20 protein-coding genes, 2 tRNA genes and 3 rRNA genes are annotated in these 25,178 nt (G+C 68.6%); 15 read left to right on the top strand and 10 right to left on the bottom strand.

What is annotated here, in order from left to right; all coding sequences use genetic code 11:
- Nucleotides 1–31 precede the first annotated feature (31 nt).
- From DFJ66_RS14305 to rrf, 10 genes are all read left to right on the top strand, one after another.
- Nucleotides 32–2,032: an APC family permease gene (locus DFJ66_RS14305; RefSeq protein ID WP_121221572.1), complete on the top strand. Its 2,001-nt coding sequence runs from the start codon at nt 32–34 to the stop codon at nt 2,030–2,032.
- Complete coding sequence (locus tag DFJ66_RS14300; protein ID WP_121221570.1) at nt 2,029–3,258, top strand: class I SAM-dependent RNA methyltransferase; 1,230 nt, start codon at nt 2,029–2,031, stop codon at nt 3,256–3,258. Before DFJ66_RS14305 ends, DFJ66_RS14300 begins: the two co-directional genes overlap by 4 nt.
- Nucleotides 3,259–3,329: 71 nt before the next feature.
- A complete protein-coding gene (gene dxs / locus DFJ66_RS14295) occupies nt 3,330–5,234 on the top strand; it encodes a 1-deoxy-D-xylulose-5-phosphate synthase (protein ID WP_121221568.1) in 1,905 nt (634 codons plus the stop codon).
- A gap of 72 nt (nt 5,235–5,306) precedes the next feature.
- Nucleotides 5,307–5,365: transfer RNA gene (locus tag DFJ66_RS42740), tRNA-Leu, on the top strand.
- A gap of 111 nt (nt 5,366–5,476) precedes the next feature.
- Complete coding sequence (locus tag DFJ66_RS14290; protein WP_121221566.1) at nt 5,477–6,109, top strand: slipin family protein; 633 nt, start codon at nt 5,477–5,479, stop codon at nt 6,107–6,109.
- Nucleotides 6,110–6,143: 34 nt separating this feature from the next.
- The gene (locus DFJ66_RS14285) at nt 6,144–6,818 is read left to right on the top strand and encodes a response regulator transcription factor (protein ID WP_121221564.1); all 675 of its coding nucleotides are present in this window, start codon (nt 6,144–6,146) and stop codon (nt 6,816–6,818) included.
- Nucleotides 6,815–7,954 carry a sensor histidine kinase gene (locus DFJ66_RS14280; protein WP_246029758.1) on the top strand — a complete coding sequence of 380 codons (1,140 nt, stop codon included), beginning with the start codon at nt 6,815–6,817 and terminating at the stop codon, nt 7,952–7,954. The genes DFJ66_RS14285 and DFJ66_RS14280 overlap by 4 nt, the downstream gene beginning before the upstream one ends.
- A gap of 378 nt (nt 7,955–8,332) precedes the next feature.
- Nucleotides 8,333–9,848: ribosomal RNA gene (locus DFJ66_RS14275) — 16S ribosomal RNA — on the top strand.
- A 344-nt stretch (nt 9,849–10,192) separates the two neighbouring features.
- A 23S ribosomal RNA gene (locus tag DFJ66_RS14270) occupies nt 10,193–13,271 on the top strand.
- Nucleotides 13,272–13,372: 101 nt separating this feature from the next.
- Nucleotides 13,373–13,489: ribosomal RNA gene (rrf, locus tag DFJ66_RS14265) — 5S ribosomal RNA — on the top strand.
- The 16S, 23S and 5S rRNA genes sit together here, the layout of an rRNA operon.
- 57 nt (nt 13,490–13,546) lie before the next feature.
- On the opposite strand, the gene DFJ66_RS14260 is transcribed toward rrf, so the two are convergent.
- Nucleotides 13,547–14,452, bottom strand: coding sequence for an NAD(P)/FAD-dependent oxidoreductase (locus DFJ66_RS14260; RefSeq protein WP_211351157.1), 906 nt, complete (start codon nt 14,450–14,452; stop codon nt 13,547–13,549).
- A gap of 124 nt (nt 14,453–14,576) precedes the next feature.
- Here DFJ66_RS14260 and DFJ66_RS14255 point away from each other — a divergent pair, with 124 nt between their 5' ends.
- Nucleotides 14,577–14,762: a hypothetical protein gene (locus DFJ66_RS14255; protein ID WP_121221562.1), complete on the top strand. Its 186-nt coding sequence runs from the start codon at nt 14,577–14,579 to the stop codon at nt 14,760–14,762.
- A 3-nt stretch (nt 14,763–14,765) separates the two neighbouring features.
- On the opposite strand, the gene DFJ66_RS14250 is transcribed toward DFJ66_RS14255, so the two are convergent.
- Nucleotides 14,766–15,116, bottom strand: coding sequence for a nucleotide pyrophosphohydrolase (locus DFJ66_RS14250; RefSeq protein WP_121221560.1), 351 nt, complete (start codon nt 15,114–15,116; stop codon nt 14,766–14,768).
- Nucleotides 15,113–16,024, bottom strand: a complete 912-nt coding sequence (locus tag DFJ66_RS14245; RefSeq protein ID WP_121221558.1) for an AraC family transcriptional regulator — start codon at nt 16,022–16,024, stop codon at nt 15,113–15,115. Before DFJ66_RS14245 ends, DFJ66_RS14250 begins: the two co-directional genes overlap by 4 nt.
- A 72-nt stretch (nt 16,025–16,096) precedes the next feature.
- On the opposite strand from DFJ66_RS14245, the gene DFJ66_RS14240 reads away from it, so the two are divergent.
- Nucleotides 16,097–16,894 carry an NAD(P)H-binding protein gene (locus DFJ66_RS14240; protein WP_211351155.1) on the top strand — a complete coding sequence of 266 codons (798 nt, stop codon included), beginning with the start codon at nt 16,097–16,099 and terminating at the stop codon, nt 16,892–16,894.
- A gap of 35 nt (nt 16,895–16,929) precedes the next feature.
- On the opposite strand, the gene DFJ66_RS14235 is transcribed toward DFJ66_RS14240, so the two are convergent.
- The 3 genes from DFJ66_RS14235 to DFJ66_RS14225 all read right to left on the bottom strand — a co-directional run bounded on the left by DFJ66_RS14235 (nt 16,930) and on the right by DFJ66_RS14225 (nt 18,553).
- Nucleotides 16,930–17,002, bottom strand: a tRNA-Ser gene (locus tag DFJ66_RS14235).
- Between the two features lie 341 nt (nt 17,003–17,343).
- The gene (locus tag DFJ66_RS14230) at nt 17,344–17,712 is read right to left on the bottom strand and encodes a peptidase inhibitor family I36 protein (RefSeq protein WP_121231155.1); all 369 of its coding nucleotides are present in this window, start codon (nt 17,710–17,712) and stop codon (nt 17,344–17,346) included.
- A gap of 67 nt (nt 17,713–17,779) precedes the next feature.
- The gene (locus DFJ66_RS14225; RefSeq protein ID WP_121221556.1) at nt 17,780–18,553 is read right to left on the bottom strand and encodes a DUF72 domain-containing protein; all 774 of its coding nucleotides are present in this window, start codon (nt 18,551–18,553) and stop codon (nt 17,780–17,782) included.
- A 45-nt stretch (nt 18,554–18,598) separates the two neighbouring features.
- Between DFJ66_RS14225 and DFJ66_RS14220 the strand changes: the two genes are divergently transcribed.
- A complete protein-coding gene (locus DFJ66_RS14220) occupies nt 18,599–19,333 on the top strand; it encodes an arylamine N-acetyltransferase family protein (protein WP_121221554.1) in 735 nt (244 codons plus the stop codon).
- Here DFJ66_RS14220 and DFJ66_RS14215 read toward each other — a convergent pair.
- On the bottom strand, nt 19,330–20,055 hold the full coding sequence (locus tag DFJ66_RS14215; protein ID WP_121221552.1) for a DUF72 domain-containing protein: 726 nt from the start codon (nt 20,053–20,055) through the stop codon (nt 19,330–19,332). The two genes, DFJ66_RS14220 and DFJ66_RS14215, sit on opposite strands and share 4 nt — an antisense overlap.
- Before the next feature lie 75 nt (nt 20,056–20,130).
- Here DFJ66_RS14215 and DFJ66_RS14210 point away from each other — a divergent pair, with 75 nt between their 5' ends.
- Nucleotides 20,131–20,418, top strand: a complete 288-nt coding sequence (locus DFJ66_RS14210) for a type II toxin-antitoxin system Phd/YefM family antitoxin (protein ID WP_121221550.1) — start codon at nt 20,131–20,133, stop codon at nt 20,416–20,418.
- On the top strand, nt 20,406–20,816 hold the full coding sequence (locus DFJ66_RS14205) for a PIN domain-containing protein (protein ID WP_121221548.1): 411 nt from the start codon (nt 20,406–20,408) through the stop codon (nt 20,814–20,816). Before DFJ66_RS14210 ends, DFJ66_RS14205 begins: the two co-directional genes overlap by 13 nt.
- Before the next feature lie 351 nt (nt 20,817–21,167).
- On the opposite strand, the gene DFJ66_RS14200 is transcribed toward DFJ66_RS14205, so the two are convergent.
- The 3 genes from DFJ66_RS14200 to DFJ66_RS14190 all read right to left on the bottom strand — a co-directional run bounded on the left by DFJ66_RS14200 (nt 21,168) and on the right by DFJ66_RS14190 (nt 25,098).
- A complete protein-coding gene (locus tag DFJ66_RS14200; RefSeq protein ID WP_121221545.1) occupies nt 21,168–21,620 on the bottom strand; it encodes a hypothetical protein in 453 nt (150 codons plus the stop codon).
- 149 nt (nt 21,621–21,769) lie between these two features.
- On the bottom strand, nt 21,770–23,881 hold the full coding sequence (locus DFJ66_RS14195; protein WP_121221543.1) for a 3-hydroxyacyl-CoA dehydrogenase NAD-binding domain-containing protein: 2,112 nt from the start codon (nt 23,879–23,881) through the stop codon (nt 21,770–21,772).
- Nucleotides 23,878–25,098: a thiolase family protein gene (locus DFJ66_RS14190; protein ID WP_121221541.1), complete on the bottom strand. Its 1,221-nt coding sequence runs from the start codon at nt 25,096–25,098 to the stop codon at nt 23,878–23,880. The genes DFJ66_RS14195 and DFJ66_RS14190 overlap by 4 nt, the downstream gene beginning before the upstream one ends.
- Nucleotides 25,099–25,178 lie beyond the last annotated feature (80 nt).

The raw sequence follows: 25,178 nt of genomic DNA, 5'->3' as shown, positions 1-25,178 counted from the left end.
CAGGGGACCGCACCCCTTACGCTTTCCACCCGTGTCCAAGCTCGCAACCGCGGCCAAGCGCCTCCTGGTCGGCAGGCCCTTCCGGAGCGATCGTCTCGCCCACACGCTCCTGCCGAAGAGAATCGCGCTGCCGGTGTTCGCCTCGGACGCGATGTCCTCCGTGGCCTACGCCCCGGAGGAGATCTTCCTCGTCCTGTCCGTGGCGGGGCTGAGCGCCTACACGATCGCGCCCTGGGTCGGGATCGTGGTCGTCCTGGTCATGCTGACCGTGGTGGCCAGCTACCGGCAGAACGTGCACGCCTACCCCTCCGGCGGCGGTGACTACGAGGTCGCCACGGTCAACCTGGGGCAGAAGGCCGGTCTGACCGTGGCCAGCGCCCTGCTGGTCGACTACATCCTCACCGTGGCCGTCTCGATCTCGTCGGCGGCGGCGAACATCGGGTCGGCGGTGCCGTTCGTCGCCACCCACAAGGTCGAGTTCGCGGTGGCGGCGATCGTCATCCTCACCGCGATCAACCTGCGCGGCATCCGCGAGTCGGGGGCGGCGTTCGCGATCCCGACCTACGCGTTCATGGTCGGCATCCTGGTGATGATCGGCTACGGCCTGTTCCGCGGCTTCGTCCTGGGCGACGAGATGCGCGCGGAGTCCGCCGGCCTGGAGCTGCACGCCGAGGACGACCACCTCATGGGCCTCGCGTTCGTGTTCCTGGTCCTGCGCGCGTTCTCCTCCGGCTGCGCGGCGCTGACCGGTGTGGAGGCCATCTCGAACGGCGTGCCGGCGTTCCGCAAGCCCAAGTCGCGCAACGCGGCCACCACGCTGCTGATGATGGGCCTGATCGCGGTCGCGATGCTGATGGGCCTGATCGTCCTGGCCCAGCTGACCGGCGTGCGCATGGCCGAGGACCCGGCCCACCAGCTCGTGGGCGCCCCCGAGGGCTACGAGCAGAAGACGATGGTCGCCCAGATCGCGGCGGCGGTGTTCGACGGCTTCCCGGCCGGGTTCTTCTTCATCACCGCCGTCACCGCCCTGATCCTGGTGCTGGCCGCGAACACCGCGTTCAACGGCTTCCCGGTGCTCGGCTCGATCCTGGCCCAGGACCGCTACCTGCCCCGCCAGCTGCACACCCGCGGCGACCGGCTGGCGTTCAGCAACGGCATCGTCTTCCTGGCCGCCGCCGCGGTGATCCTGGTCATCGCGTTCGACGCCGAGGTCACCAAGCTCATCCAGCTCTACATCGTGGGCGTGTTCGTGTCGTTCACGATGAGCCAGACCGGCATGATCCGGCACTGGAACCGGCTGCTGGCCACCGAGACCGACCCGGCCGCCCGCAACCGGATGCGCCGCTCGCAGGCCATCAACGCGTTCGGCCTGTTCATGACGGGTGCGGTGCTGATCGTCGTGCTCATCACGAAGTTCACCAAGGGCGCCTGGATCGCGATCGCCGCGATGGCCGCCATCTACGCCCTGATGACCGCGATCCGCCGCCACTACGACCGGGTCGCCGAGGAGCTGCGCCAGCAGGAGCGGCAGAAGCTGCTGCCCGCCCGCAACCACGCGATGGTGCTGGTCAGCAAGCTGCACATGCCGACCCTGCGGGCGCTGGCCTACGCCAAGGCCACCCGCCCGGACGTGCTCGAAGCGGTCACGGTCAACGTGGACGACGCCGACACGCGCCGGCTGGTGGTGGAGTGGGAGAAGGAGAACTTCAAGGTCCCGCTCAAGGTCATCGAGTCGCCGTACCGGGAGATCACCAAGCCGGTCCTGGACTACGTCAAGCGCGTCCGCAGCGACAACCCCCGGGACGTGGTGACGGTGTTCATCCCCGAGTACGTGGTCGGTCACTGGTGGGAGCAGTTCCTCCACAACCAGAGCGCCCTGCGGCTGAAGGGCAGACTGTTGTTCCAACCCGGGGTGATGGTGACGAGCGTGCCGTGGCAGCTCGCGTCGTCGACCAAGGTGACGGACAAGGACGTGATCGCGCCCGGAGCCATCCGGCGCGGCCTGGACAAACGCGGCGGTAACGAGAAGTGACGGCCACCTGGAAGCAGCGGCTCATCGAGGTCGAGGTCGGCGCGGTCGCCCACGGCGGGCACTGCGTCGCCCGGCACGAGGGCCGCGTGGTGTTCGTGCGGCACGCCCTGCCCGGTGAGCGCGTGCGCGTGCGGATCACCGAGGACACCGGCGGGTCGTTCTGCCGCGGCGACGCCGTCGAAGTCCTCCAAGCTTCACCCGATCGTGTGGAACCGCCGTGCCCGTTCTCCGGACCCGGGCTGTGCGGCGGCTGTGACTGGCAGCACGCCTCCTGGGAGGCGCAGCGCGAGCTGAAGGCCGCCGTGGTCAGCGAGCAGCTCCAGCGGCTGGCCAAGCTGGACTGGGAGGTCATCGTCGAGGACCTGCCCGGCGGGCCCACCGACTGGCGCACCCGCGTGCGGATGGCGGTCGGACCGGACGGCCGGCCCGGGTTCCGCGCCCACCGCAGCCACGACGTCATCGCCGTGGACCACTGCGTCATCGCCGCTCCCGGTGCGCTGGAGCCGGTGCTGGGCCGCACGTGGCCGCCGAAGTTCGAGCTGACCGTGACCCGGGACGCGGGCGGGCAGGTGCACGTGACCGAGATCGGCCCGCCGGTCGTGCGGCGCGGGCGTCCCGTGCCCGGACCGGCCCGTCGCCGCGAGGGCAGCGGCACCGCCACCGAGCTGGCCGCCCACCGCGCCTGGAACCTGCGCGCGGACGGTTTCTGGCAGGTCCACCCGGCCGCCGCCGACACCCTGGCCGCCGTGGTCCGCGACTGGGCCGACTGCCGGCCCGGCGACCGCGCCTGGGACCTCTACGGCGGCGTGGGCCTGTTCGCGTCCGTGCTGGCCGAGCAGGTCGGCGAGTCCGGGTCGGTGGCCGTGGTCGAGTCGTCGGTGGGCGCGGTCGAGGACGGCAAGCTCAACCTGTCCGACCTGCCGCAGGTCAGCTGGCACGCGGGCCGCACCGAGCAGGTGCTGGAGACCCCCGACTTCACCGACCTGCCCCCCGACGTCGTCGTGCTCGACCCGCCGCGCAAGGGCGCCGGCCGCAGCGTGGTGACCGCCATCGCGCGCAGCCGACCCGTCCGTGTGGTCTACGTCGCGTGCGACCCCGCCGCGCTGGCCCGCGACATCGCCTCCTTCGCCCACCACGGCTACGAGTTGACCCAGCTCAGGGCCTTCGACGCGTTCCCGATGACCCACCACGTCGAGTGCGTGGCGCTGCTGGAACCCGTTCGCTGAGCGGCGTCTCAGCCAGTGGTCCGTAGACTGACCGGACGATCGGGGAGAGAAACCACAGGCGAGGTGGAGCGGTGGGCTTGCTGGAATCCGTGCACGGACCGGCGGATCTGAAACGGCTGGAGCACGACGAGCTGGTGCGGCTCGCCGAGGAGATCCGGCGGTTCCTGGTCGACAAGGTCTCCCGGACCGGCGGCCACCTCGGGCCCAACCTGGGCGTGGTCGAGCTGACCATGGCCGTGCACCGGGTCTTCGACTCGCCGCGCGACCCGGTGGTGTTCGACACCGGCCACCAGAGCTACGTCCACAAGATCCTCACCGGCCGCGCCGCCGGGTTCGACTCGCTGCGCCAGAAGGGCGGCCTGTCCGGCTACCCCTCGCGCGCCGAGAGCGAGCACGACGTGGAGGAGAACAGCCACGCCTCCACGGCCCTGTCCTACGCCGACGGCCTGGCCAAGGCCTTCCAACTCACCGGGCGCGGCGGCCACGTCGTCGCGGTCGTCGGTGACGGCGCCCTGACCGGCGGCATGTGCTGGGAGGCGCTGAACAACATCGCGGCCGGCACCGACCGGCCCGTGGTGATCGTGGTCAACGACAACGGCCGGTCCTACTCGCCCACCATCGGCGGCTTGGCCGACCACCTGGCGTCCCTGCGCCTGCAGCCCGGCTACGAGCGGGCTCTGGAACGCGGCAAGAACGCCCTCCAGAACGCCCCGATCGTCGGCAAGCCCCTCTACGCGGCCCTGCACGCGGCCAAGCGCGGCATCAAGGACGCGCTGAGCCCGCAGGCCATGTTCGAGGACCTGGGCATGAAGTACATCGGGCCGGTCGACGGGCACGACCTCGTCGCGCTGGAGTCCGCGCTGCGCCGCGCCAAGTCCTTCGGCGGCCCGGTCATCGTCCACACCGTGACCCGCAAGGGCATGGGCTTCGCCCCGGCGGAGAACCACGAGGCCGACCAGATGCACGCCACCGGCGTCATCGACCCCATCACCGGCGAGAACGTCGGCCCGTCCAAGCGCACGTGGACCCACGTGTTCGCCGACGAGCTGGCCGCGCTGGGCGGCGAGCGGTCCGACCTGGTGGCCATCACCGCCGCCATGCGCGGGCCGACGGGCCTGGACAAGTTCGCCGGCCTCTACCCGGACCGGTGCTTCGACGTCGGCATCGCCGAGCAGCACGCCATGACCTCGGCCGCGGGCCTGGCCATGGGCGGGCTGCACCCGGTGGTCGCGGTGTACGCCACGTTCCTCAACCGGGCGTTCGACCAGCTGCTGATGGACGTCGCCATGCACAAGCAGGGCGTCACCGTCGTGCTCGACCGCTCCGGCATCACCGGCCCGGACGGCGCGTCCCACCACGGCATGTGGGACCTGTCGATCTGCGGCCTGGTCCCCGGCATCCACGTGGCCGCCCCGCGCGACGCCGCGACCCTGCGCGAGGAGCTGCGGGAGGCGGTGGCGATCTCCGACGCGCCGTCGGTCGTGCGCTACCCGAAGGCGTCGGTGGGCGAGGACCTGCCGGCGGTGGAACGCGTCGGCACGGTCGACGTGCTCAGCCGCTCCGGTGACGACGTGCTGCTGGTCACGGTGGGCGCGTTCGGTTCTCTCGGGGTGGCCGCCGCGCAGCGCCTGGCCGACCAGGGCATCGGCGTGACCGTGGTGGACCCGCGCTGGGTGTTCCCGGTGTCTTCCGACCTCGTCACCCTCGCTGCCCGGCACAAGCTGGTCGTGACCGTCGAGGACGGCGGCCGGCACGGCGGCTTCGGCTGGACGTTGGCCGCCGCCCTGCGCGACGCCGACGTCGATGTGCCCCTGCGTGACCTGGGCATCCCGCAGGCCTTCCACGAGCACGGCGAGCGCGCCGAGGTGCTGGCCGAGCTGGGCTTGACGGCTCAGGACGTGGCCCGCCGGATCACCGAGTGGGTCGTGGCGTCCCAGCCCGAGCGTGAGGAAATCGACGCGACCGTCGAGAAGTAGACCGGCTAACCTCTCCCCGCCCGGTCAGTGGCCCGGACGGCGTTGCCGCTCCGGGTTCCGCGATCGCAGCCGGGCGCACTGGTAACCGCGCTGTCAACGCGAATCAGGGGTTCAACTCCCTTACCTCGCCGCGACCCCGGCCGAGCACCGGGTGCAGGGCTTTGCGGGCTTCGAGCCCCCGCCCGGCATCCCACGGCCGGGGTCGCGGTCCGCGTCCGGCGTCTTCGGGAGGAGGGGTTTTCGTGAAGCACACGCTCATGCCGTGGGAACGCGGTGTGCACTTCAGCAAGGGCTCGGTGGCGGGCGAGTTGGGGCCCGGCGAGCACAAGCTGCCCCGCCGCGACCTCGTCCAGCGCGTGGACGTCCGGCCCCGCTCCCACACGCCCGCCTGGCAGGACATCCCGACCGCCGACGGCGTGCTGGTCCGCGTGACGCTGGTGATCACGTGGTCGGTCGCCGACGCCACGGCGTTCGTCGTGACCGCGCCCAACCCCGAGCACGAACTGCACCTGGTCTTCCAGCTCGCCCTGCGCTCCGCCGTGCTGGGCCGCACCCACGACCAGGTCGACCCGGACCGCGACGCCATCGCCGCGGAAGTCCTGGACGCCGTGCGCCCTCGAGCGGCTTCGCTGGGCGTGGTCGTCGCGTCGGTCGCCGTGCGGGACGTCGTCATGCCGCCCGAACTGCGCAAGGCCGCGCTCGCCGAGATCGTCGCCCGCGCGGAGGCTCGCGCGGCGCTGGAGCGGGCGCGCGGCGAGACGGCCGCCATGCGATCCCTGCTCAACGCCGCCCGCCTCGCCGAGGACCACCCGGCCCTGCTGCGGCTGCGCGCGTTGCAGTCCGCGCAGACCGTCGTGGTCGAACAGCCGTCCTAAGCACGCTCTCAGGGATGTGTGGCACCTTTGTGAGGTGCGCATCCTGGTAGTCGAGGACGAGGTGCCGCTGGCCGACGCGATCGCGCGCGGCCTGCGGCGCGAAGGCATGGCCGTGGACGTCGCCTACGACGGCGAGACCGGCCACGAGAAGGTCACCGTCACCCGCTACGACGTGGTCGTGCTCGACCGCGACCTGCCCGGCATGTCCGGCGACGAGCTGTGCAAGGAGATCCTCAGCTCCGGCGCGCTGACCCGGGTCATGATGCTCACCGCGAGCGCCGGGATCGACGACCGCGTCGCCGGCCTGTCCCTGGGCGCCGACGACTACCTGGCCAAGCCCTTCGCGTTCCCCGAACTGGTCGCGCGGGTGCGCGCCCTGGCCCGGCGCGCCACCCCCGCCACCCCGCCGCTGCTCACCGCCCGCGACGTCGAGCTCGACCCGGCCCGGCGCACCGTCCGGCGCGGCGGGCAGCCCGTCGAGCTCACCCGCAAGGAGTTCGGCGTGCTGGAGGTGCTGCTGGCCGCCAAGGGGTCGGTGGTCAGCAGCGAGGAGCTGCTGGAACGGGTGTGGGACGAGAACGCGGACCCGTTCACCACGACCGTCCGGGTCACCGTCATGACGCTGCGCAAGAAGCTCGGCGAGCCCGGCATCATCGACACCGTCGTCGGCTCCGGGTACCGCGTGCCCACCGCCGGCCTGCCTGAGTGACGACGACGCTGCGCCGCCGCGGGCCGGGTCTGCGCACCCGGCTCACCCTGCTCGCCACCGGGCTCGTCGCGTTCGTGTCCGGACTGCTCCTGCTGCTGGGCTGGATGCTGGTCGGCCGCGTGGTCGCGTCCTCGCCCCGGTTCCCCGAGGGCAGCACGGTCGTCGTGGACGGCGTCGAGGTCGACTCCGGGGTGCTCGCCGACGCGCTGGGCCAGCAGGCGCGCGACGACGTGCTGCGATCCGGGACGATCGCCTTCCTGTGCGTGGTCGCCGCCGCCGCGCTGCTCGCGTGGACGATCGCCGGTCGGGTCCTCCAGCCCGTGCACGACGTGACCGACGCGGCCCGGCGGCTGTCCGCCGAGTCGCTGGGGGAGCGGCTGCACCTGGCCGGTCCGCGCGACGAGGTCGCCGAGCTGGCCGACACGTTCGACGAGATGCTCGACCGGTTGCAGGCCGCGTTCGACTCGCAGCGGCGGTTCGTCGCCAACGCGTCCCACGAGCTGCGCACGCCGCTGTCGGTGATCCGGACCGAGCTGGACGTGACGCTGTCCGACCCGGACGCCGACGAGGAGGAGCTGCGGCGGATGGCGTCGGTGGTCCGGTCGGCGACCGAGCGGGCGGAGCAGTTGGTGAGCGCTCTGCTGTTGCTCGCGCGCACGGACGGGCTCGGGTTGGCCGTGCGGGAGCCGGTGGACCTCAACGCCGTGGTCGAGTCCGCGTGGAAGGCCGTGCGGGCGGAGGCGTCCGAGCGCCAGGTGCAGGTGTCCTTCGTGACCGCGCCCGCGCCGGCAGTCGGGGACCCGGCCCTGTTGGAGCGGATCGCGGGCAACCTGCTGGAGAACGCCGTCCGGCACAACGTGCCCGGTGGGTGGATCGAGGTGCGCACCGAGGGCGGACCGGAGTGGACCTCCCTGCGGGTGTCGTCGTCGGGTCCCGTGATCGCCCCGGACCGGGTGGACGAGCTGTTCGAGCCGTTCCGCCGGGGCGTCGCCGACCGGACGGCGCGCACGGGGACGGGCTTGGGCCTGTCCATCGTGCGGGCCGCCGTCGCAGCTCACGAGGGTCGCGTGCAGGCCACCGCCATCCCCGGCGGCGGCCTGTCGGTGGCCGTCCACCTGCCGTGCGCGCCCCGCTGAAAACTCGTGCGCGTGGCCCCGGTCACACATGATCCGGTTTTGGGGCGACTGCACGTAGTCCGACCTGCGAAGACGGTGCTCCTGGACCCCGATTTGTCTCCGCGTTGGGCGGGGTGTAACTTTCTCTCTGCCAGCGCGGAACGGGCCGGGACAGACCGGAACGGAGCGCGGGACACAAGCCCCGGAGAAAGTCACTCGAATCGAGTGGGTTACGATGGTGAGCGCGTGTTCTTTGAGAACTCAACAGCGTGCCGAATAGCCAGTAAATTTATGAACCTCGTCAAGAGGTTTCCTTTGAGATTGACTGGACAACTGGCAATATCGCGGACCATATTCCGGTCCGTGTGTCAGTGTTGTTCGAGCGATCAAACACAATCCTTATTGGAGAGTTTGATCCTGGCTCAGGACGAACGCTGGCGGCGTGCTTAACACATGCAAGTCGAGCGGTAAGGCCCTTCGGGGTACACGAGCGGCGAACGGGTGAGTAACACGTGGGTAACCTGCCCTGTACTCTGGGATAAGCCTGGGAAACTAGGTCTAATACCGGATACGACCACTTCGGGCATCCGTTGTGGTGGAAAGTTCCGGCGGTATGGGATGGACCCGCGGCCTATCAGCTTGTTGGTGGGGTGATGGCCTACCAAGGCGACGACGGGTAGCCGGCCTGAGAGGGTGACCGGCCACACTGGGACTGAGACACGGCCCAGACTCCTACGGGAGGCAGCAGTGGGGAATATTGCACAATGGGCGAAAGCCTGATGCAGCGACGCCGCGTGAGGGATGACGGCCTTCGGGTTGTAAACCTCTTTCAGCAGGGACGAAGCGCGAGTGACGGTACCTGCAGAAGAAGCACCGGCTAACTACGTGCCAGCAGCCGCGGTAATACGTAGGGTGCGAGCGTTGTCCGGAATTATTGGGCGTAAAGAGCTCGTAGGCGGTTTGTTGCGTCGGCCGTGAAAACTTCACGCTTAACGTGGAGCCTGCGGTCGATACGGGCAGACTTGAGTTCGGCAGGGGAGACTGGAATTCCTGGTGTAGCGGTGAAATGCGCAGATATCAGGAGGAACACCGGTGGCGAAGGCGGGTCTCTGGGCCGATACTGACGCTGAGGAGCGAAAGCGTGGGGAGCGAACAGGATTAGATACCCTGGTAGTCCACGCCGTAAACGGTGGGTGCTAGGTGTGGGGGGCTTCCACGTCCTCCGTGCCGCAGCTAACGCATTAAGCACCCCGCCTGGGGAGTACGGCCGCAAGGCTAAAACTCAAAGGAATTGACGGGGGCCCGCACAAGCGGCGGAGCATGTGGATTAATTCGATGCAACGCGAAGAACCTTACCTGGGCTTGACATGCACCGGAAACCTGCAGAGATGTAGGCCTCTTCGGACTGGTGTACAGGTGGTGCATGGCTGTCGTCAGCTCGTGTCGTGAGATGTTGGGTTAAGTCCCGCAACGAGCGCAACCCTCGTTCCATGTTGCCAGCGCGTTATGGCGGGGACTCATGGGAGACTGCCGGGGTCAACTCGGAGGAAGGTGGGGATGACGTCAAGTCATCATGCCCCTTATGTCCAGGGCTTCACACATGCTACAATGGCCGGTACAGAGGGCTGCTAAGCCGTGAGGTGGAGCGAATCCCAAAAAGCCGGTCTCAGTTCGGATCGGGGTCTGCAACTCGACCCCGTGAAGTCGGAGTCGCTAGTAATCGCAGATCAGCAACGCTGCGGTGAATACGTTCCCGGGCCTTGTACACACCGCCCGTCACGTCACGAAAGTCGGTAACACCCGAAGCCCGTGGCCCAACCCGTATGGGGGGGAGCGGTCGAAGGTGGGACTGGCGATTGGGACGAAGTCGTAACAAGGTAGCCGTACCGGAAGGTGCGGCTGGATCACCTCCTTTCTAAGGAGCATCTGCAAGTGCACTTCGGTGTGCTTGGAGGCCACGCCGACGGCGAACGATCGTCGGGTGGAGCTCATATTAGTGGATGCTGGCTAATGCAGAACCTGGGATTGTCTGCGGAGTTAGTACTGCTCGCTTGCGAGCGTGGAAGGGTCCGTCGAGGGTTCAAGGCTTCTGTTCGGTACGCTGTTGGGTCCTGAGAGAACACGTGAGTGTCTCTTTCAGCGAGAAGACACAGGGCTCTGCCCGTCTTCGAACCGCCCGGTTGTCGGGTAGGCGAGACAGTAGTGGTGGGGTTGTCTGGTTGTTCTTTGAGAACTGCACAGTGGATGCGAGCATCTTTGTGGCAAGTTATTAAGGGCATACGGTGGATGCCTTGGCACCAGGAGCCGATGAAGGACGTAGGAGACTGCGAAAAGCCTTGGGGAGCTGTCAACCGAGCTGAGATCCAAGGGTGTCCGAATGGGGAAACCCGGCCCCAGTCATGTGGGGTCACCCATACCTGAACACATAGGGTATGTGGAGGGAACGCGGGGAAGTGAAACATCTCAGTACCCGCAGGAAGAGAAAACAACCGTGATTCCGTGAGTAGTGGCGAGCGAAAGCGGAAGAGGCTAAACCGTACTCGTGTGATACCCGGCAGGGGTTGCGTGTACGGGGTCGTGGGACCTGTCTGATCGTTCTGCCGGACGGTCGAGGAGTAAGAAAACACTGTGGTTAGCGGAACGTGTCTGGAAAGCGCGGCCGTAGAGGGTGAGAGTCCCGTACGCGAAAACCCGGTGTCTCCTGACGGTTATCCCAAGTAGCAGCGAGCTCGTGGAATTTGCTGTGAATCTGGCGGGACCACCCGCTAAGCCTGAATACTCCCTGGTGACCGATAGCGGACTAGTACCGTGAGGGAAAGGTGAAAAGTACCCCGGGAGGGGAGTGAAATAGTACCTGAAACCGTGTGCCTACAATCCGTCGGAGCCTTTAGGGGTGACGGCGTGCCTTTTGAAGAATGAGCCTGCGAGTTAGTGCTGCGTGGCGAGGTTAACCCGTGTGGGGTAGCCGTAGCGAAAGCGAGTCCGAATAGGGCGTTTGAGTCGCGTGGTCTAGACCCGAAGCGGGGTGATCTAGCCATGGCCAGGGTGAAGCGTGGGTAAGACTGCGTGGAGGCCCGAACCCACCAGGGTTGAAAACCTGGGGGATGAGCTGTGGTTAGGGGTGAAAGGCCAATCAAACTCCGTGATAGCTGGTTCTCCCCGAAATGCATTTAGGTGCAGCGTCGTGTGTTTCGTGCCGGAGGTAGAGCACTGGATGGTCTAGGGGGCCCACAAGCTTACCGAAATCAACCAAACTCCGAATGCCGGTACGTGAGAGCGCGGCAGTGAGACTGCGGGGGATAAGCTTCGTAGTCGAGAGGGAAACAGCCCAGAACGCCGGCTAAGGCCCCTAAGTGTGTGCTAAGTGGGAAAGGATGTGGGGTCGCCCAGACAACCAGGAGGTTGGCTTAGAAGCAGCCACCCTTTAAAGAGTGCGTAATAGCTCACTGGTCAAGTGGTCCTGCGCCGACAATGTAGCGGGGCTTAAGCACACCGCCGAAGCCGTGTCATTCCAGTTTTGCTGGGATGGGTAGGGGAGCGTCGTTCAGCCGTCGAAGCGCCGGAGGAATCCAGGTGTGGAGGCTGGACGAGTGAGAATGCAGGCATGAGTAGCGAAAGCAGAGTGAGAAACTCTGCCGCCGGATGACCAAGGGTTCCTGGGCCAGGCTAATCCGCCCAGGGTAAGTCGGGACCTAAGGCGAGGCCGACAGGCGTAGTCGATGGACAACGGGTTGATATTCCCGTACCCGTGTGAACGCGCCCATGGCGAACCTTGTGATACTAACCGCCCGAAGCGCGGTCGGAGTCTTCGGACAACGACCGTTGTGGAGCGCGGGACCTGAACTTGTAGTAGTCAAGCGATGGGGTGACGCAGGAGGGTAGCTCCGCCAGTGAGTGGTAGTACTGGTGTAAGCGTGTAGGGAGAGCTGTAGGCAAATCCGCAGCTCATGTATCCTGAGACGTGATGCATAGCCGATTGAGGCGAAGTAGGGTGATCCCATGCTGCCGAGAAAAGCCTCTAGTGAGTGTTCATGCGGCCCGTACCCCAAACCGACACAGGTGGTCAGGTAGAGAATACCGAGGCGATCGGGCGAACTGTGGTTAAGGAACTCGGCAAAATGCCCCCGTAACTTCGGGAGAAGGGGGGCCGAGGGATTTGAAGCCCCTTGCGGGCTAGGATTTTTCGGCCGCAGAGACCAGCGAGAAGCGACTGTTTACTAAAAACACAGGTCCGTGCGAAGTCGCAAGACGATGTATACGGACTGACGCCTGCCCGGTGCTGGAACGTTAAGGGGACCGGTTAGCTCTTCGGGGCGAAGCTGAGAACTTAAGCGCCAGTAAACGGCGGTGGTAACTATAACCATCCTAAGGTAGCGAAATTCCTTGTCGGGTAAGTTCCGACCTGCACGAATGGCGTAACGACTTCTCGACTGTCTCAACCACAGGCCCGGCGAAATTGCACTACGAGTAAAGATGCTCGTTACGCGCGGCAGGACGGAAAGACCCCGGGACCTTTACTATAGCTTGGTATTGGTGTTCGGTTCGGCTTGTGTAGGATAGGTGGGAGACTGTGAAGCTGTGACGCCAGTCATGGTGGAGTCGTCGTTGAAATACCACTCTGGTCGTACTGGATGTCTAACCTCGGTCCGTGATCCGGATCAGGGACAGTGCCTGGTGGGTAGTTTAACTGGGGCGGTTGCCTCCCAAAGGGTAACGGAGGCGCTCAAAGGTTCCCTCAGCCTGGTTGGCAATCAGGTGTCGAGTGCAAGTGCACAAGGGGGCTTGACTGTGAGACCGACGGGTCGAGCAGGGACGAAAGTCGGAACTAGTGATCCGGCCATGGCTTGTGGAAGCGTGGTCGCTCAACGGATAAAAGGTACCCCGGGGATAACAGGCTGATCTTGCCCAAGAGTCCATATCGACGGCATGGTTTGGCACCTCGATGTCGGCTCGTCGCATCCTGGGGCTGGAGTAGGTCCCAAGGGTTGGGCTGTTCGCCCATTAAAGCGGTACGCGAGCTGGGTTTAGAACGTCGTGAGACAGTTCGGTCCCTATCCGCCGCGCGCGTAGGATACTTGCGGAAGGCTGTCCCTAGTACGAGAGGACCGGGACGGACGGACCTCTGGTGTGCCAGTTGTCCTGCCAAGGGCATTGCTGGTTGGCTACGTTCGGAAGGGATAACCGCTGAAAGCATCTAAGCGGGAAGCTCGTTCCTAGATGAGGTATCCCACCCTTTGTGGGTTAAGGCCCCCAAGAGACTATTGGGTTGATAGGCCGGAGATGGAAGGTCGGTAACGGCTGGAGTTGACCGGTACTAATAGGCCGAGGACTTGCTACGAAGACGCTACGCATCCACTGTGCGGTTCTGAAAGAACCGAACCAGACCCTGAGCGGCCGTGAGGCCTGGCTCGGGCCTGTTGGGCGGTAATTTCATAGTGTTTCGGTGGTCATAGCGGTTGGGGAACACCCGGTCCCATTCCGAACCCGGTAGTTAAGCCTTCCAGCGCCGATGGTACTGCACTCGTGAGGGTGTGGGAGAGTAGGACGCCGCCGAACATAACTTCACCCTCAGGGGCACACGACGATCGTGTGCCCCTGAGGGCTTTTTGGCGTTCAGAGCGCGATGATCGCCTCGGCCAGTGTGGTACCCGACAGCCAGGCTGTTTCGATTTTGGAGTTGCCCCAGGCATCCCCGGCGAGACCGATGCGGTCGGTCCCGAAGTGGAAAGGGCGGTCGCCCGGCTCGGCGGGGCGGGCGAAGTCCCAGCGGCGCACGTGGGAGGAGATCGGTCGCTCGGGCAGGTCCAGCAGCTCGCACACCGCCGCCTCGAGGTCGGCGTTCCGGTCGGCAGCCTCGGCGGTGGAGTGCGCGACCAGCACCGGTGCCCCGTCGCCCCGGCGGCTGCCGTCGTCGAACAGGGTCGTCAGCACGGGGTGGTCGTTGACGAACGCGCCGGCGAAGTCCCAGGAACGCGCGGCGAATCGGAACACGCCCGCGAGCGACGGCAGCCACACCCGGCCGCGGGCCACCGACAACGTCTCGCTCAGGTCGGGGGAGAGCAAGCGGGCGGCCTCCGGGCCGGGCATTGCCAGCACGACGGCGTCGGCCGCCTCGCCGTCCACCACGGGGCCGCGCGAGATCTTCGAGACCTCATGGCCCAAGCGCACGTCCAAGCCGGCGGCCAAGTCCGCCACCAGGGACGCCAAACCGCCGGGCGCGGACCACCGCACGGGGCCGGTGGTCGTGGCCCAGCCGGCGGGGGAGTGCACGGCGAACGTGTCGGTCCACTCCCGCGCCAGCCTGGCGTCCCGCCACCCCTCCACCACGGCCGCAAACCGGGCGTCGGACACGGTGAAGTACCCGGCACCCACGTCGACGGGCCGTCCCTCGTACCGGTCGGTCGCCATCCGGCCGCCGAACCCGGCCCGTTCCAGGACGCGCACGGTCACACCGGCTGAGACGAGTGCACGAGCGCACGCCACTCCGGCGATGCCCGCTCCCACGACGGTCACGTTCACGGTGTCATCCTCTCCTGCGGTCGGTCACGGTCCCGACCGGCTGGACCGCTGTCCGGGCGATACCGCCCGCGCGACCGGGTGACCCGAGGTCCCCTCCCCTTTCGCATCCCTACCGTTGTTGCCCATGACCGGCAAGTACGCGGACGGGCAGTGGGCGGGGGAGGCTTCGGTGCCGTGGCGACGACGCAGGAGACGGGGCAGGCACGCACGTGAGAGACCCCAGGCGGAGACCTCGCCGACCTGGGTGTCCGCGGTGCTCGGCATGATCCTCCTGGTCGCCCTGGTGCTCCTGCTCCTCACCTACCTCTAGCCCTCACTCGACCGGTCGGAGGTCGGCCGGTCGTCGGTCGCCCGTCGGGAAGCGGCGTTCGTTGCGCTCGATCTTGGCGAACGCGGCCTCGACCAGGTCCACGTCGAGCTTGTCCGCCAGGCGCACGAGGTAGTGCACGACATCGGCCAGCTCGTCGCGCACGTTCCACGCCAGCTCGGGGTCCTCCATCGCCTTGGCGGCCTGTTCGGGCGTGAGCCACTGGAACAGGTCGGTCAGCTCGCCCACCTCCGCCGACAACGCCATGACCAGGTTCTTCGGCGTGTGGTAGGCGTCCCAGTCGCGGGCGGCGGCGAAGCGGCGCAGGGCGTCGCGCAGGTCGTCCAGGTTGCTCATGCCCGCAGAGCTACCACACGGTGGTCGCTGGGCCGGACACCGCGTACCCGTTTGAACGCCGTGCTGAAGGCGAAGCCGTCGGTGTAGCCGACCGCGCGGGCCACCGATCCGACAGTCGCGTCGGGCCGGGCGAGCAGGTCCGCGGCGACGGTCATGCGCCACTGGGTCAGGTAGGTCAGGGGCGGCACGCCGACCGCCGCGGTGAACCGCCTGGCCAGTGCCGCCCGGGACACGTTGGCCTTCGCGGCCAGTTCGCTCACCGTCCACGCGCGGGCCGGGTCGTCGTGGATCGCGCGCAGGGCCGGGCCGACGACCGGGTCGCCCAGGGCCGCGTACCAGGCGGGCGGGTTGGCCTCGGGGCGCTCGAACCACTCGCGCAGGGCGGCCACGAGCATGAGGTCCAGCGCGCGGTCCAGGAGGGTGTCCTGGCCCGGCCGGTCCCGGCCGACCTCGGCCTTGAGCAGGTCCAGCACGGGGCACGGCTCGTCCGGGTTGGGCACGACCACGACCTGCGGCAGGGCGTTGAGCAGGCGGTCGGAGACGCTGCCGACGACCTCGTAGCAGCCGGTGATCACGACGGACTCGCCGTCGTCGGCCAGGCCGTAGGTGCGGGTGCCCAGCTGCCACTGGTCGCAGTCGGCGTCGGCGGTGTCCAGCTGGGGCGGGGTGGCCGGGTCGTCGGCGAGGGTGAACGCGATCGGGCCGCGCACCAGCCCCACGTCCCCTTCGCGCAGCCACACGGGTTCGTGGCCGTCGACGACCAGCCACCCGCCGGCACCGGCGATCATCACGAGCGTCAGGGGCGCGTCGGCGGTGAAGCGCAGGGACCACGGCGGGCTGGCGAAGGACCGGCACAGCTGGGCGCCTTGCGCGCGGACCCCGCGGAGCAGATCGGTGAGAGCGTCCACGTAGACGATTGAACATGCGATCGGGCGTCTCGGCCATGTTCCGTCCAGCACGACCTTGACAGGCTTGCCGTCATGACAACGACCCTGGTGCTCGGAGCAACCGGCAAGACCGGCCGCCGCGTGGCCGCCGGCCTCGGCGCGACCGCCCGTCCCGTGTCCCGTTCCTCGGCGTTCCGCTTCGACTGGTCCGACACCTCGACCTGGGCGCCGGCCTTGGAGGGCGTCTCGGCGGTGTACCTGGTCCCGCCCGCGCTCAACCTCGAGGCGGCGGAGGTGGAGGCCTTCGTGCCCGCGGCCGTCGCGGCGGGCGTGAGACGGATCGTGCTGCTGTCGGCGCGCGGCATCGACCCGTCGGACCGCCGGGAGGCGGCGGTGCGGGAGTCCACTGTGGACTGGACGATCCTGCGGCCGACGTGGTTCCAGCAGAACTTCACCGAGGACTTCCTGCACCCGATGGTGCTGTCCGGCGAGGTCGCGCTGCCGATGGGCGCGGGCGGCCACCCGTTCATCGACGCGCAGGACATCGCCGACGTTGCGGTGGCGGCGTTGACCTCGGACGGGCACGCGGGCCGGGCGTACGAGCTGTCGGGCCCGGAGGCCCTCTCGTTCCCCGACGCGGTGGCGATGGTGGCCGAGGCGTCGGGACGCGAGGTGAAGGCGGTGGACGTGCCCGAGGAACCGTTCACGGCGGACTTGGTCGAGGCCGGCTTCTCCCCGGAGTACGCGGCCGTCCTGACCGGCTCCCTGGCAGCGATCCGCGACGGCCACGACGCCCACCTGTCGACGGGCGTGCAAGAAGCACTGGGCCGCGAACCACGGCGCTTCGAGGACTACGTCAAGGCGGCAGCGGCGTCCGGAGCGTGGGTGTAGCGATTACGCGGGGGTGGGCAGTCGGGCACGGGTGCTCACCCCACCGGGACTCGAACCCGGCCCTCCCGAGTAGCAGTCGGGTGTGCAGCCAGTTGCACCTTGGGGACGTGCCGAAAGGTCGTGGACACCGAATCGCGGAATTCGGTGTGGTGAATTGGCGCGAAATGGAAGAAGCCGCCCGGATCGGTTTCCCGATGGGCGGCTCCCGGCGACGACGCGCTACGCGTCACGTCAGGAGAACCGCTCCCACCAGGGCGAACCGCTCCAGGGGACCTCGGGAGGCGCAACGCTCCCGGCCGAGGTGGAACTGCGAACCGCGCTTGGTCGTCATCACTTCCACTCCCGGTCTCGTCGGTGTCGGATCGAGTATGCCCGGTTGGTCGGGTGGCGCACAATGCTTTTTCGTGAATTCGGCGCGGGAAATCGTCGTGCGAGTCGGTTCGTGCTCGTCAAGGGCCCCAGACTTCGATGGCGCGGACGACGAACGGGGCGTCCGGGACGTAGGTGCCCTTGCCCGGGTACGTCGTGAACTCCGCCTCCGTCGAGCAGGTCGCCCCCTGGTACACCGTGGCGTCGCGGGTCAGGTTGTTGACGAACGAGCGGGCGACCAGGCCGTTCGGCAGGGGGATGCACTCGCCGGGGTTCGCGGTCTCCAGGTCCAGGCGGGCCGGGCGGCCGGTGTAGTTCGTGCCGGGCCATGCGCAGAAATCGCCTCGGTCGCACGTGGATGTGTCCGGTTGGCGGGCCGACGCTGTGCCGCTGGACGCCAGGGCGGCTGCGGTGAGCACCAAGGTGGTCAGCAGGCTGCGGGTCGTCATGGTGGGCACCTCCACCGGGTCAGCGTCCGGGGTTCCGGGGAGTCGTGTCGGGTCGGCGGGGCCTGGTTCACCTGATTGTGTGGGTGGGGTCCGGGGGCGGCCAGTCGACGTCGAGGCGGGTGGCCAGGGCGATGGCGTCGCGCGGGGCCATGACCTTGGCGTCGTTGTCGAAGTAGACGTAGACGTCGTGGGTGGCCGACCACGTCCGGATCTTCGTCGCCCAGCGGTCCAGGGACTCGTCGGTGTAGCCGCTGACGTACAGCTCCTCCTCGCCGTGCAGGCGGATGTAGACGAAGTCCGCTGTCACGTCTTCCAGGTACAGGAACTTGTTCGCGGTGTCGGCGATGACGAGCGCGATGTCGTGCTCGCGCAGCAGCTCCGGGAACGCGTCGCCGCGGAAGGACTCGTGCCGGACCTCCAGGGCGTGCCGCAGCGGTCGGCCGTCGTGGGTGCGGGGGAGGTGGGCGAAGAAGTCGGCCAGGAGGACGGGGTCGAACTGGAGGGTCGGCGGGAGTTGCCACAGGAACGGGCCGAGTTTGTGGCCCAGGAGGAAGACGCCGGACTCGAAGAACTTCGACAGGGCCTGCTCCGGGTCGCGCAGCCGCTTCATGTGCGTGATGAACCGGCCGCCCTTGACCGCGAACAGGAAGTCGTCCGGGGTCTGCGCGTACCACGACCGGAAGCTGGACTCGCGTTGCAGCGAGTAGAACGTCCCGTTCAGCTCGACCGAGTTCACCTTGCGCGACAGGTGCTCCAGCTCGCGCCGGTGCGGCAGGCCCTTCGGGTAGAACACGCCCCGCCACGGCGGGTACAGCCACCCGGACGTGCCGATGCGGATCATGCTCCTATTGACCTCCAGTGCGCTCAAGGGTGCAAGTTGTGCGACATGGACGACCAGACGCTCGACGCCTACCTCGACCGGATCGGCGCGACCCGCTCCAGCACCCTCGCCGAACTGCACGAACGGCACCTGCGCGCGGTGCCGTTCGAGAACCTGAGCATCCACCTCGGGGAGGCGATCGAGCTGACCGAGGGCGCGCTGGTGGACAAGGTCGTGCGGCGTCGGCGGGGCGGGTTCTGCTACGAGTTGAACGGGGCCTTCGCCGCGCTGCTGACCGCGCTCGGGTACGAGGTGGAGATGTTGTCCGCCAAGGTGTTCACCGACGGCGTCTTCGGCCCGCCGTTCGGCCACATGGCGCTGCGGGTCGGGGACCTGCTGGTGGACGTGGGGTTCGGCCGGTTCACGTTGAAGCCCCTCGACCTGACCAGTCGAGCGGACCAGCGCGACCCCGTGGGCGTGTTCCGGCTGGTCGACGCGCCCGAGGGGGACGTGGACGTGCTGTTCGACGGGGTCGTGCAGTACCGGCTGGAGTCGCGGGCGCGCGAGCTGGCGGAGTTCCGGGCCACGTGCTGGTACCAGCAGACGTGGCCGGGTTCGCACTTCCGCCGCGGTGCGACCTGTTCGCTGCCCACCGGCGACGGGCGGGTCACGGTGGCGGGGGACAAGCTGATCATCACCTCCGGGGGTGAGCGGCGCGAGGAGGTCCTGGACGACGCCGGGATCGTCGAGGCGCACCGCGAGTACTTCGGCATCGAGCTGGACCGCGTGCCCAGGCTCTAGGAGAGGCGAGCCGCGAGGGCGCGGGCGTCGTGGGGTGCTGCGCCGTTCATGGTGTTGTCGAAGTACACGTAGACGTCCTTCGTGCGGGACCACCAGCGGATCTTGGTCGCCCAGCGGTCCAGGGACTCGTCGGAGTACTGGCTCACGTACAGCTCCTTGTCGCCGTGCAGGCGGACGTAGACGAAGTCGGCGGTGACCTCCTCCGGTTCGGGGAAGCGGCCCGCCGACTCGGCGACCACCAGGGCGATCCCCCGGTCCCGCAGCAGGTCCGTCACCTCCGGCACCAGCCAGGAGCGGTGGCGGACCTCCAGCGCGTGGCGGAGGTCGGTGGGCAGCAGGTCCGCGAAGGCCTTGAAGCGGTCGGGTTTCCAGGGCAGGGTCGGCGGGAGCTGCCAGAGGATCGGGCCGAGCTTGTCGCCCAGGTCGCGCACGCCCGAGTCGAGGAACTCGGCGACCGGCTCCGCCACGTCCCGTAATCGGCGGTTGTGGGTGATCTCGCGGTGGGCCTTCACGGCGAACACGAAGTCCTCGGGCGTGCGCGTGTGCCAGGACGTGTAGTCGTTGGGGTTGCGCAGGCCGTAGAACGGGCCGTTGAGCTCGACCGTGGTCAGGACGCGGGACAGGAAGTCCAGCTCCAGGCGCTGCTGGAGGCCGCGCGGGTAGAAGTCGCCGCGCCACTGGGGGTAGCGCCAGCCGGACGTCCCGACTCGGATATCACCCATAGTAGTCGGTTGTGCCCGGACCGGTGACGATCGAAACGTGTAGCACCCGTGTAGCACTACGGGTACGATTGTGGCATGGGTGTCGCAACGATCGGTCAGCGCGAGCTCCGCAACGACAACGCCGAGATCATGCGGCGCGTCGAGGCGGGGGAGAGCTTCGTCGTGACCCGCAACGGCAAGCCGGTGGCGGACCTGGTGCCGCACGTGTCCGAAGGCGCTCGGCCGCGCCGCACGCTGGCCGAGGTGCAGGCGGAGTTCCGCAAGCTGCCGCCGGTCGACCTCGACCGCTGGAACGCCGACCGCCGGGCCGACGACGCGGTGTTCGGCGCGGACGACCCGCTGGACGACCCGTGGCGCAGGTGAGCCGGATCCTGCTGGACACCTGTGTGGTGATCCGGCTGGAGGAGATCGACTTCGGCGAGCTGGCGCGGGCGGAACCGGTGATCAGCGCGGTCACGGCGGCGGAACTGGCGTACGGCCTGGACGTGGACGACCCGGTCGAGCGCTTCGCCCGCACCGAGCGCTACTACGCGGCCCTGGACCGGTTCGACGTCCTGCCCTTCGACCTGGCGGCGGCGAAGGTGTACGGCACCCTGGCGGCGTTGGTCCGCCGCTCGGGGCGCAGCCCCCGCCCGCGCCGGATGGACCTCCAGATCGCGGCCACGGCGGCGGCGCACGGGATGCCGGTGCTGACCAGCAACGTCAAGGACTTCACCGGCCTGGACCGGGTGGTCGAGGTGATCGGCGTCCACCCGCGCTAGCCGCGCCCGCGCCCGCCTGCCCGCGCCCGCCTGCTCTCGCCCGCTCGCCTGCCTGCCTGTGCTCGCCCGCGCGAGAAACCCGCGCCCGCAGCGCCCGCACTAGTCGCGCCCGCACCAAACGCCCCCGCACCAAACGCCCCCGCTAGCCGCGCCGCTTGCCCTGCGCCGCTCGCTCCGCCCGCATCCCGTGCAGGCCGCGTCTCGCGCCGCCCGCGCCCACGCCCGCACAGGAAGCCCACGCCGCCGGTGCCCGCCCTGGCTGCGCCCGCCCTGGCAGCGCTCGCGCCGAGGCTCGCGCTGGCAGCGCTCGCGCCGAGGCTCGCGCTGGCAGCGCTCGCGCCGAGGCTGGCGCTAGAAGCCGGCGCCGTCCAGGGCGCCGGTGACTACGCGGTCCACCTGGTCCTGTTGGGGGTCGCGGGCCAGGGCGACGGTGCACGGGCATTGGGCCAGGTCGTTGCCGCACAGGTACACGCCCAGCACGCGCAGGCTGCGGGCGGTGTGGCGGAGGCGGGCTGCTCCGCGCAGGTGTACCTCGCCGTAGACGGCCTTGGCCAGTTGGTAGGGCGCGCTCGGGCCCAGGTCTACGCAGGCCTGGCTGTCCAGCTCCTCGGCCACGTGCGCGATGGGGCGGCAGCCCCAGGACCGCACGGATCGGACCAGGCGCTGGTCCAGGCGGGACACCAGGCGGCGCGCCACCTCCTCGCGCCAGCCTCGGTCGGTGCGCAGGAAGGCGACCAGTTCCTCCACGCGCAGGGGGTCGGGGCGACGGCGGCGGGCTCGGGTTCTTCGGCGGTGTGGGGTCATGCGACCCAAGATCGGGCAACCGGAAACGGGTGTGAGTGATCCTCACCCGGCTGCGCGGTCGTTGGCACTCGCTGGGGGGAACTGCTGATAACGCAACGCGCCCGGCCGTCCCACGATGGGGGATGACCGGGCGCGAAGGGTGGAACGGGTCAGGCCGGGACCGAAGCCACGCCCGGAGCCAGGAACCGCTTGCCGGTCACCTTCTCCGAGATGCCCGAGCGGTCCAGGTACGGGGTGATGCCGCCCAGCCAGAACGGCCAGCCCGCGCCCAGGATCATGCACAGGTCGATGTCCTGCGCCTCGGCGACCACGCCCTCGTCCAGCATGAGGCGGATCTCCTCGGCCAGCGCCTCCAGCGCCCGCGCCTTGACCTCTTCACCGGTCAGGGGCTTGTCGCCGAACTGCCACAGCGCCTGCACCTCGGGGTCGACGGTCTGCTTGCCCGTGTTGTCCCACTGCCACACCGCGTTCTTGCCCGCGGCCACGAACGCCTTCATGTTCTCCGACACGCCGAAGCGGTCCGGGAACGCGCGGTTCATGGTCTCGGCCACGTGCAGCGCGACCGGTGCGCCGACCAGTTGCAGCAGCACCAGCGGGGACATCGGCAGGCCCAGCGACTCGGTCGCCTTGTCCGCCACCTCGAACGGGGTGCCCTCGTCGATGGACTTCACGACCTCGCCCATGAACCGGGTCAGCAGCCGGTTCACCACGAACGCCGGCGCGTCCTTGACCAGCACGGACGACTTCTTCAGCTGCTTGCCCACCGCGAAGGCGGTGGCCAGCGTCGCGTCGTCGGTCTGCGCCGCGCGGACGATCTCCAGCAGCGGCATGACCGCGACCGGGTTGAAGAAGTGGAAGCCCACGACCCGCTCGGGGTGCTTGAGGCCCGACGCCATGTCCGTGATGGACAGCGAGGAGGTGTTGGTGGCCAGCACCGCCTCCGGCGACACGTGCTCCTCGACCTCGGCGAACACCTTCTGCTTGACGCCCAGGTCCTCGAACACGGCCTCGATGACGAAGTCGGCGTCGGCGAACGCGGCCTTGTCCAGCGAGCCGGACACCAGCGCCTTGAGGCGGTTGGCCTTGTCCTGCGACACGCGGCCCTTGCCGAGCAGCTTGTCGATCTCGCCGTGGACGTAGCCGACGCCCTTGTCCACGCGCGCCTGGTCGATGTCGGTCAGCACGACCGGCACCTCCAGCCGACGCGCGAACAGCAGCGCCATCTGCGAGGCCATCAGGCCCGCGCCCACGATGCCGACCTTGGTGACCTTGCGGGCCAGCGACTTGTCCGGCGCGCCGGCGGGCCGCTTGGCGCGCTTCTGCACCAGGTTGAACGAGTACAGGCCCGCGCGCAGCTCGTCGCTCATCACGACGTCGGCCAGCGCCTCGGTCTCGGCCGCGTAGCCGCGGTCGAGGTCGTTCTCGCGGGCCAGCTCCAGCAGTTCCAGCGCCTTCAGGGCACCGGGGGCCGCGCCCTTGGTCTTGCCCTCGACGATCGCGCGAGCACGGGCCACGGCCTTGTCCCACGCCTCGCCGCGGTCGATCTCCTTGCGCGTGGGGACGATCTCGCCGTTGACGACCTTCGACAGCCACAGCAGCGACTGCTCGAGGTAGTCGGCCGACTCGAAGAGCACGTCCGCGATGCCCAGGTCCAAGGCCTGCTTGGGGTTGAGCATCTTGTTCTGGTTCAGCGCGTTCTCGAAGATCACGGTGACCGCGTCGTTCGCGCCGATCAGGTTGGGCAGCAGCTGCGTGCCGCCCCAGCCCGGGAACAGGCCCAGGAACACCTCGGGCAGCGCGATGGCCGCCGCGTTGGCCGCCAGCGTCCGGTAGTGGCACGACAGCGCCAGCTCCAGGCCGCCGCCCATGACCGCGCCGTTGACGAAGGCGAAGGTCGGGATGGTCGACTCGGTGAACTTGCGGAACACGTCGTGGCCGAGCTTGCCGATGGTCAGCGCCTGCTCGCGGGCCGACGCGCCTTCGACGGCGGTCAGGTCCGCGCCCACGGCGAAGATGAACGGCTTGCCGGTCACCGCGATGGCCACCGGCGACGCCGCCGCGGCCTCGTCGAAGGCGGCGTTCAGGCTCACCAGCGACTGCGGGCCGAACGTGGACGGCCGGGTGTGGTCGTGGCCGTTGTCCAGCGTGATCAGCGCGACCGGGCCGGCCAGCCCCGGTACGGAGACCAGGCGGGTCTTGGCGTGGGTGACGACCTCGTCGGGAAAGAGGGCCTTGGCCTCGTCAGCGGTCAACGTGGTCACTTGGCTTCTCCGTTCCAGTGCGGGTTCTCCCAGATCACGGTCCCGCCCATGCCGATGCCGATGCACATGGTGGTGATGCCGTAGCGCACGTCCGGCCGCTCGGCGAACTGTCGGGCGAGCTGGGTCATCAGGCGCACGCCCGAGGACGCCAGCGGGTGGCCGGTCGCGATCGCGCCGCCCCACTGGTTGACGCGGGGGTCGTCGTCGGCGATGCCGAAGTGGTCGAGGAAGGCGAGCACCTGCACGGCGAACGCCTCGTTGATCTCGAACAGGCCGATGTCGTCGATGGTCAGGCCCGCGCGCTTGAGGGCCTTCTCCGTCGCGGGCACCGGGCCGACGCCCATGACCTCGGGCTCGACGCCCATGAACGAGTAGCCGACCAGGCGCATGCCGATGGGCAGCCCCAGCTCGTTCGCGGTCTCCTCGTCGGCCAGGATGCAGCCGGTGGCGCCGTCGTTCAGACCGGCCGCGTTGCCCGCGGTGACCCGGCCGTGGGGGCGGAACGGCGTCTTGAGCTTGGCCAGGTCCTCGACCGTGGTGCCCGGGCGCGGCGGCTCGTCGGCGGTGGCCAGGCCCCAGCCGTGCTCGGCGGAGCGCGTGGCGACCGGCACCAGCTCGGGGCCGATCTTGCCGTTCTTCAGCGCGTCGGCGTACTTGGCCTGGGAGGCCGCGGCGTACGCGTCGGTGCGCTCCTTGGTGATGTGCGGGTACCGGTCGTGCAGGTTCTCCGCCGTGTTGCCCATGACCAGCGCGGACGGGTCGACCAGCTTGTCGGCCAGGAACCGCGGGTTGGGGTCGACGCCCTCGCCCATCGGGTGCCGGCCCATGTGCTCGACACCGCCCGCGATGACCACGTCGTACGCGCCGAACGCGATGCCGCTGGCGGCGGTGGTGACGGCGGTCATCGCGCCCGCGCACATGCGGTCGATGGCGTAGCCGGGCACCGACTTGGGCAGGCCCGCGAGCAGCGCCGCGGTCCGGCCGATGGTCAGGCCCTGGTCACCGGTCTGGGTGGTGGCCGCGATGGCGACCTCGTCCACCCGCTCCGGCGGCAGCTCGGGGTGGCGGCGCAGCAGCTCGCGGATCACCTTGACCACCAGGTCGTCGGCACGGGTCTCCGCGAAGATTCCCTTGGGGCCGGCCTTGCCGAACGGCGTCCGCACGCCGTCCACGAAGACCACGTTTCGAACGCGTGCCGGCGCTACTGGTGCGGCCACGGCGTCTCCTCTACTTGTGGTGACGTTTCATCCCGCCGATCGGGCGGGGCGCGACTCCTACCGATCGGTAACTGCAACTC

It is taken from the genome of Saccharothrix variisporea (assembly GCF_003634995.1).
In the GTDB taxonomy this organism is placed as follows: Bacteria; Actinomycetota; Actinomycetes; order Mycobacteriales; family Pseudonocardiaceae; genus Actinosynnema; species Actinosynnema variisporeum.
This window is presented reverse-complemented; position numbering and strand designations above follow the sequence as displayed.